General features: G+C 67.2%; 8 protein-coding genes. All 8 read right to left on the minus strand.

All coding sequences use genetic code 11. The features are described 5' to 3' along the window. A partial coding sequence (locus tag FKP22_RS15435) for a serine O-acetyltransferase (protein ID WP_233446855.1) occupies positions 1-829 on the minus strand: 829 nt, incomplete at its 3' end. Between the two features lie 143 nt (positions 830-972). Further along, positions 973-2,010 carry a CysB family HTH-type transcriptional regulator gene (locus FKP22_RS15440; protein ID WP_141288359.1) on the minus strand — a complete coding sequence of 346 codons (1,038 nt, stop codon included), beginning with the start codon at positions 2,008-2,010 and terminating at the stop codon, positions 973-975. A 215-nt stretch (positions 2,011-2,225) separates the two neighbouring features. Further along, positions 2,226-3,248 carry a sulfate/molybdate ABC transporter ATP-binding protein gene (locus FKP22_RS15445; RefSeq protein WP_141288360.1) on the minus strand — a complete coding sequence of 341 codons (1,023 nt, stop codon included), beginning with the start codon at positions 3,246-3,248 and terminating at the stop codon, positions 2,226-2,228. 19 nt (positions 3,249-3,267) lie between these two features. Next, a complete protein-coding gene (cysW, locus tag FKP22_RS15450; RefSeq protein ID WP_141288361.1) occupies positions 3,268-4,206 on the minus strand; it encodes a sulfate ABC transporter permease subunit CysW in 939 nt (312 codons plus the stop codon). A 34-nt stretch (positions 4,207-4,240) separates the two neighbouring features. Then, positions 4,241-5,185: a sulfate ABC transporter permease subunit CysT gene (gene cysT, locus FKP22_RS15455; RefSeq protein WP_141288362.1), complete on the minus strand. Its 945-nt coding sequence runs from the start codon at positions 5,183-5,185 to the stop codon at positions 4,241-4,243. A 161-nt stretch (positions 5,186-5,346) separates the two neighbouring features. Further along, positions 5,347-6,363 (minus strand): sulfate ABC transporter substrate-binding protein, encoded by a 1,017-nt coding sequence (locus tag FKP22_RS15460; protein ID WP_141288363.1) that lies wholly within the window; start codon positions 6,361-6,363, stop codon positions 5,347-5,349. Between the two features lie 201 nt (positions 6,364-6,564). Continuing rightward, a complete protein-coding gene (locus tag FKP22_RS15465; RefSeq protein ID WP_141288364.1) occupies positions 6,565-6,783 on the minus strand; it encodes a TOBE domain-containing protein in 219 nt (72 codons plus the stop codon). A gap of 55 nt (positions 6,784-6,838) precedes the next feature. Then, entirely contained in the window at positions 6,839-7,126 is a 288-nt protein-coding gene (locus FKP22_RS15470) for a hypothetical protein (RefSeq protein WP_141288365.1), read from the minus strand. Positions 7,127-7,443 lie beyond the last annotated feature (317 nt).

The following is a 7,443-nucleotide window of genomic DNA, read 5'->3' on the forward strand; positions in this document are numbered from 1 at the left end:
CGTCCAGCGTGACGGCCTGGTGGATGCGCACCTGGCGACCGATGCGCACGCCTTCGCCGATCACGACGCCATTGCCGTGGTCGATGAAGCAGCCGGCGCCGATGGTGGCGCCGGGATGGATGTCGATGCCGGTGCGGCTGTGGGCCAGGTCGGCCACCATGCGGGCCAGCAGGCGCGCGCCCAGGCGGTGCAGGCGATGGGCCACGCGGTGGTGGATCATGGCCCGCACGCCGGGGCAGCAGAGCAGGATCTCGTCGACATTGCGGGCGCTGGGCTGGCCGTGGAAGGCGGCGGCGACGTCGCTGTCCAGCAGCGAGCGGATGACCGGTAGCGAGCGCGCCAGGTTGTTGACGACCTGGCGAGCCAGTTCGGGCAGCTCGCCGCGGTTGCGTTGCTCGTCGTCCAGCAGGCGGGCGTCGTGCGCCAGCTCCAGCCGCACCTGGCCTTGCAGGAACTGCAGCGTCTGGCCCAGCGTGCGGCGCACGTAGATGTCTTCTTCCTGCGGGCGCAGCTCGGGCGGACCCAGGCGCATCGGGAACAGCACGCCGCAGAGGTCGTCCATGATGTGGGCGACGGTGTCGGGCGAGGGCAGTTCACGGCCGGCAGGTTCGCGCGAGCGGCCGCTGGCTTCGCGCCAGCTCAGGCGCACGGTGCGCAGCGAGGTGACGATCTGGTCCAGGTCGAGCTGGGCGTCGGCCGGGCTCAGTGTGTCGTTCACGGGTTCCAGTTGAACGGGCGCGGGCACGATAGGGCCGTGGGGGTCAGGCGCGCCCAGCGGCTGCATGGCAGCCGGGCGGGTGAGCGATTGCAGCAGATCTGTGGCGTTCATGGCGGGCTCGGCGGTAGGCGTTGAAGATCAAAGACAAAGCAAGGGTTCTCAGCGAATGGCTTCAGCGTAAGGGCCGGACTGCGACGACGGAACGAATCAAAGGGCCGCTGCTTATTCGGTTTGTGATTTCGATGGGGCCGGGCTCAGGCGCTTTGGGCGAGCGGCAGCACCTTGTCGGTTGGTCCGTTGTACAGCGCGCCATTGCTGGCCAGCTCCGGATGCTGCAGCTCGGGCCGGCTCAGGCCCTCGCGCAGCAGCTCCTTCTGCAGCTCGGCGGTGACGACTTCGCGCGTCAGCGGCGGCGCGAAGGCGCGGATGAACTCGAACACGATGTCGCGCAGTGGCTCGCCGCGGCGCACCGCCAGCCGGGTCAGGTTGGGCGCAAACAGGTGGCGAGCGTCCAGCGCCACCATGTGCTCGTTGTCCCGCTCGGGCTGGTGCGCAATCGCCGCGACGATGCCCACCCCCATGCCCAGCTCGACATAGGTCTTGATCACGTCGGCATCCATCGCTTCCATCGCCAGCTGTGGCGCCAGGCCGGCGGCGGCAAAGGCTTGGTCCAGCGAGGCCCGGCCGGTGAAGCCGCGCTCGTAGGTGATGAGCGGGAAGCGCGCCAGGCGGGCCAGCGTCAGCGGCTTGCCATCGGTCAGCGGGTGGCCCTTGGGCACCAGCACCAGGTGGGTCCAGCTGTAGCAGGCCAGGGTCAGCAGGCCGGCGTGCCGGGCCAGGCCTTCGGTGGCAATGCCGATGTCCACCTCGCGGCGCAGCAGCTGCTTGGCGACCTGGTCCGGCGAACCTTGGTGCAGCGTCAGGCCGATGTGCGGATGCTGGGCGCGGAAGGACATCACGGCCGGCGGCAGCGCGTAGCGGGCCTGCGAATGGGTGGCGGCAATCGTCAGCTGGCCGGAGGCTTCCCTGGCGTAGTCGCGGCCGACGTGGCGCAGCTTCTCGGCATGCACCAGCATGCGCTCGACGATGGGCAGCATGCGCTCGCCCGGCGGCGTGAGGCCCACCAGGCGCTTGCCGCTGCGGGCGAACAAGGCCAGGCCCAGTTCATCTTCCAGCTCGCGGATCTGGCGACTGACACCTGGCTGCGAGGTGTGCAGCACCTGGGCCACTTCGGTGAGGTTGAAACCCTGGCGCGCGGCTTCGCGGACGGAACGCAGTTGCTGGAAGTTCAAGGCAATGTCCCCTGGTTGAGCGCGGCGAGCCAGTGGCCCACGCGTCGCTTGGTGTCAGGGGATTTTGGGGAGCCGGCCCTTGCCTGCGAAGGAAGCTTTCCGCCTTAACTCATGACCGGCGTGCACAGCCGATGACACGTCTGCTCACCAATGAAAAAGGGCTGCCGAAGCAGCCCTGGGTGACACGGGGGGAGGTACGGGTGGCAAGGAAGCGCTCAGACAGGCGCCGCAAACCGCGTCACGCGGCGCGGCTTCAGGTGCACGCGGCAGCCGTTGATCAGGTTCAGGCGGTCACGCGCGTTGATCCAGGCTTCGCGCGGCAGCTCCACGTCCACGTAGCTGCCGTCGTCGTCGCGCTTGAATTCGATGCGCGTGTTCGGGCCGACGGTCAGCGTCTGCGCCAGCGTCACGGCCCAGGTGTCGGCCTCGGCCGTGGCGACGATCTCCAGCTCGTGCGGGCGCACGTAGCTGACGTCGGCCTCGGCCTTGCCTGAAGCATTGCGGCCGTGGAACAGGTTCACGTCGCCGAGGAACTTCAGCACGAACGGCGTGGCCGGGTTGTCGTAGACCTCGTCCGGTGCGCCCTGCTGCTCGATGCGGCCTTCGTTCATCACGACGATGCGGTCGGCCACTTCCATGGCTTCTTCCTGGTCGTGCGTGACGAAGACGCTGGTGACGTGCATCTCGTCATGCAGGCGGCGCAGCCAGCGGCGCAGTTCCTTGCGCACCTTGGCGTCCAGCGCGCCGAAGGGTTCGTCCAGCAGCAGCACCTTGGGCTCGACCGCCAGCGCGCGGGCCAGCGCCACGCGCTGGCGCTGGCCGCCGGAGAGCTGGTGCGGGAAACGCTCGGCCATGGCGTCCAGCTGCACCAGCTTCAGCAATTCAGCGACCTTTTTCTTGATCGCCGCTTCGGATGGGCGGGTCTCGCGCGGCCGCACGCGCAGGCCGAAGGCAATGTTGTCGGCAATGCGCATGTGGCCGAACAGCGCGTAGTGCTGGAACACGAAGCCGACATTGCGGTCGCGCACGTCGGAGAAGGTCGCGTCGGCACCATGGAACAGCACGCTGCCGGAGTCGGGTTGTTCCAGCCCGGCAATCATGCGCAGCAGCGTGGTCTTGCCCGAGCCGGACGGGCCCAGCAAGGCGACCAGCTCACCCGAGGGAATCTCCAGGTTCAGGTTGTTGCAGACGGCGAGCGACCCAAAGCGCTTCACCAGGTTTTTGACTTCAATCGACATGATGAATTTCTTTCGGTTTTCAGTGAGCGCCTTGGGCGGCCGACGATTCACGCTTCACACGTTGCTCGACGATGTACTTCAGCACCAGGCTGACCAGCGCCAGGCCGGCCAGCAGCGAGGCCACGGCGAACGAGGCCGCGAACTGGTATTCGTTGTAGAGGATCTCGATGTGCAGCGGCATGGTGTTGGTGAAGCCGCGCACATGGCCGGACACGACCGAGACCGCGCCGAACTCGCCCATGGCCCGGGCGTTGCACAGGATCACGCCATACAGCAGCGCCCATTTGACGTTGGGCAGCGTGACGCGCCAGAAGATCTGCCAGCCCGAAGCGCCGAGCACGCGCGCGGCCTCTTCCTGTTCCTGGCCCTGCGCCTGCATCAGCGGGATCAGCTCGCGGGCCACGAACGGGAAGGTCACGAAGACGGTGGCCAGCACGATGCCGGGCACTGCGAAGATGATCTTCAGGTCATGGTCGCGCAGCCATTCGCCCCACCAGCCCTGCAGGCCGAAGACCAGCACGTAGATCAGGCCGGCGATCACCGGGCTGACCGAAAACGGCAGGTCGATCAGCGTCAGCAGCAGGTCCTTGCCGCGGAAGTCGAACTTGGCGATCGCCCAGGCCGCGGCAACGCCGAACACCAGGTTCAGCGGCACCGAGATGCCGGCGGCGATCAGCGTGAGCTTGACGGCGGCCAGCGCGTCCGGCTCGACGATGGCGGCCACGTAGACCTCCCAGCCCTTCTTGAAGGCTTCGACGAACACGGCCACCAGCGGCACGAACAGGAACAGCGACAGGAACAGCAGCGCGATCAGGATCAGCGTGGTGCGGACCCAGGCCGGCTCTGTGGTGGACGACAGCGCGGAGCGTGCGCGCGTGCCTCGCTGCGAAACGGGTGCGCCGGGGGGCGCCGGCTGCGGCGTGGCCGCGTCGGGCAGGGGAATCTGGGCGGTGGTCATGCGAACCTCGGCAAAAACAGGGATTTGGGGAGGCTCAGCGGCCCTGGCGCTTGCGGGCCCAGGCCTGCAGCAGGTTGATGACCAGCAGCATCGTGAAGGCAATGCTCAGCATCACGACGGCGATGGCGGTGGCGCCGGCGTAGTCGTATTGCTCCAGCTTGGTGATGATGAGCAGCGGCGTGATCTCCGAGACCATCGGCATGTTGCCGGCGATGAAGATCACCGAGCCGTATTCGCCGAGGGCGCGGGCAAAGGCCAGCGCAAAACCCGTCAGCAGCGCCGGTGCCAGCGAAGGCAGGATCACCTTGGTGAAGGTCTGCAGCCGCGAGGCGCCCAGCGTGGCCGCCGCTTCTTCCAGTTCCTTGGACAGGTCTTCCAGGATGGGCTGCACCGTGCGCACCACGAACGGCAGGCCGATGAAGGTCAGCGCGACGAACACGCCCACCGGCGTGAAGGCAACCTTGAACGGCACGTACTGGCCGATCCAGCCGGTCGGCGCGTACAGGGCCGTCAGCGCGATGCCGGCCACCGCGGTGGGCAGCGCAAACGGCAGGTCCACCAAGGCGTCCACCACGCGCTTGAACGGGAAGGTGTAGCGCACCAGCACCCACGCGACCAGCATGCCGAACACGCCGTTGAGCAAGGCCGCGGCGAACGAGGCGCCGAAGGTCAGGCGGTAGGACGCGACGACGCGCGGCGACGCCACCGCGGCCCAGAAGCCGTCCCAGCTCAGCGTGAAGGTCTTCAGGAACACGGCCGACAGGGGAATCAGCACGATGATGCTGAGGTACAGCACCGTCATGCCCAGTGCCAGGTCGAAGCCGGGCAGCACGCTGCGGCGGCGCAGCAGCAGGCGCGACAGCCAGGGGCCGCGCGCCGGACGGCTGGCGGGATGGGCGGCAAGGGAGGCGGTGGTCACGGCGGGTCCTGGGCTGGGTGGTTCGGCTGTCTGGGGGCTGTCCAAGCAGCCTTTGCGCATGTGTTCATGCGTGAAGTGATGCTAGGCAGCGGCATCAAGTCGAGGAACGAAGCAAAACGCGCTTGCTTATGAGAAACGCGGCGGAAAGCCGCGCCCTGGCAGGAAAACCGCGCAAGCGCGGAGGCCGGGCACCCGCGCGCAGCGGTGCCCGGCCGCAGTCATCACTTGTTGACGTAGATGCTGTCGAACACGCCACCGTCGTTGAAGTGCGTCTTCTGGGTCTTGGCCCAGCCACCGAAGGTGTCGTCGATGGTGAACAGCTTCACGGCCGGGAACAACTTGGTGAATTGCGCGGCAGCCTTAGCGTCGACCGGGCGGTAGTAGTTTTCGCCCGCAATCTTCTGGCCTTCGGGCGAATACAGGTACTCGACATAGGCCTGGGCCACGGCACGCGTGCCGTGCTTGTCGACCACCTTGTCGACCATGGTCACCGGCGGCTCGGCCAGGATGCTGACCGAGGGCACGACGATCTCGAACTTGTCCGGGCCCAGTTCCTTGACGGCCAGGAAGGCTTCGTTTTCCCAGGCGATCAGCACGTCGCCGATCCCGCGTTCGACGAAGGTGGTGGTCGCGCCGCGGGCGCCGGAGTCCAGCACCGGCACGTTCTTGAACAGCGCGGTGACGAAGTCCTTGGCCTTGGCGTCATTGCCGCCCGGCTTCTTCAGCGCGTAGCCCCAGGCCGCCAGGTAGTTCCAGCGGGCGCCGCCAGAGGTCTTGGGATTGGGGGTGATCACTGCGACGCCGGGCTTGACCAGGTCGTCCCAGTCCTTCACGCCCTTGGGGTTGCCCTTGCGCACCAGGAACACGATGGTCGAGGTGTAGGGCGAGCTGTTGTGCGTCAGGCGCTTTTGCCAGTCGGGCGGAATCAGCTTGGCCTTCTCGCCGATCTCGTCGATGTCATAGGCCAGCGCCAGCGTGACGACGTCGGCCTCCAGGCCGTCGATCACCGAGCGGGCCTGCTTGCCGGAGCCGCCGTGCGACTGCTTGACCGTCACGGTGTCGCCGGTCTTGGTCTTCCAGTAGGCGGCGAAGGCCTTGTTGTAGTCCTGGTAGAGCTCGCGGGTGGGGTCGTAGGAGACGTTCAGCAGCGTGACGTCCTTGGCAATGGCGGCGGCGCCGGTCAGGGCGAGCAGCGCGGCGGCGGCAAACTGGGCAATCGTGGTACGGCGGGACGGCATCGGAGGTTCCTCGGGGCGTTGTTGCAATCTGGAACCAGATGCTAGAAATCGCGCATCGAACGAGGAACGAATCAAAACGAGCTTTCTTATTCGATTTGTGCGGGGCAAGCGGCCTTGGCCAATGAAAAACGGGCGGCTCATGGCCGCCCGTGGGATGTGGCAACAGGCCTCGCCAGGTTGGCGCGCCCGGGGCCGATAGGGTCAGAGGGTCGCGATGGACACCTCGGTCGACTTGACCAGCGCGACCACGTCGCGGCCCACGCGCAGGCCCAGCTCGTGCACCGAGCGGGTCGTGATGACCGAAGTCACGACCAGGCCGGACGGCATTTCCACGTCGACCTCCGAGACCACCGGGCCCTCGATGATTTCCTTGACCCGGCCACGGAACTGGTTGCGCGCGTTGACAGCGAGGATGCTCATGGTGATTGCCTTTTCTAATGACAGCGTTGAGTTCGGATGGGAGTTCGGGAGACCGTCAGGCCGCAATGCGGAAGCTGCAGGCTTCGTCGGGCTGCAACTGGGCCAGCGCCTTGGGCACATGCACCTGCAGCGCCACGCGATGGCCGAAGGCGTCTTCGACCCAGGTGCAGCCGTGGGCCAGCAGCTCGGCCGCCAGGCGGCCCGGCTCGACCCGGTAGCCCGCCACGCGCAGCTGCTGGGTGCAGGCCAGCAGGGCCGACACGTCGCGCGCTTCCAGCGCTTGGCGCAGGGCCTGGCCGGTGACGGGCAGCTCGACCGGAGCGTTGGCGATGTGGCTTGTCATGGCAGGTCTCCTGCGTGATGGAATGCCTTGATCATGGGCGCCGCCCTGGCTTGCGTGAACGAAGGCTTTCAGCTATCCATAGCCTGCCACCGCATAAAAGACCGGCTGCAAACACGTTCAGCGTGTTTCAACCCGTGTCCCGGCTGGGCGCGCCAGCAGGCAGCTGCTGATGCGATGCGCCAAGCGCGCGTGCTAGCGTCCGGTGCATGAACATGGCCCGCGTGCCTTCCGAAGCCTCCGTGGCGCCCGCTGCTGCGCAGCCGCATGGCTTGCGGCTGCTGATGCGGCCGCATCCGGCATGGGGGCTGCTGATCTGG

The organism is Ideonella azotifigens (genome assembly GCF_006519715.1).
Classification (GTDB): Bacteria; Pseudomonadota; Gammaproteobacteria; order Burkholderiales; family Burkholderiaceae_C; genus Ideonella; species Ideonella azotifigens.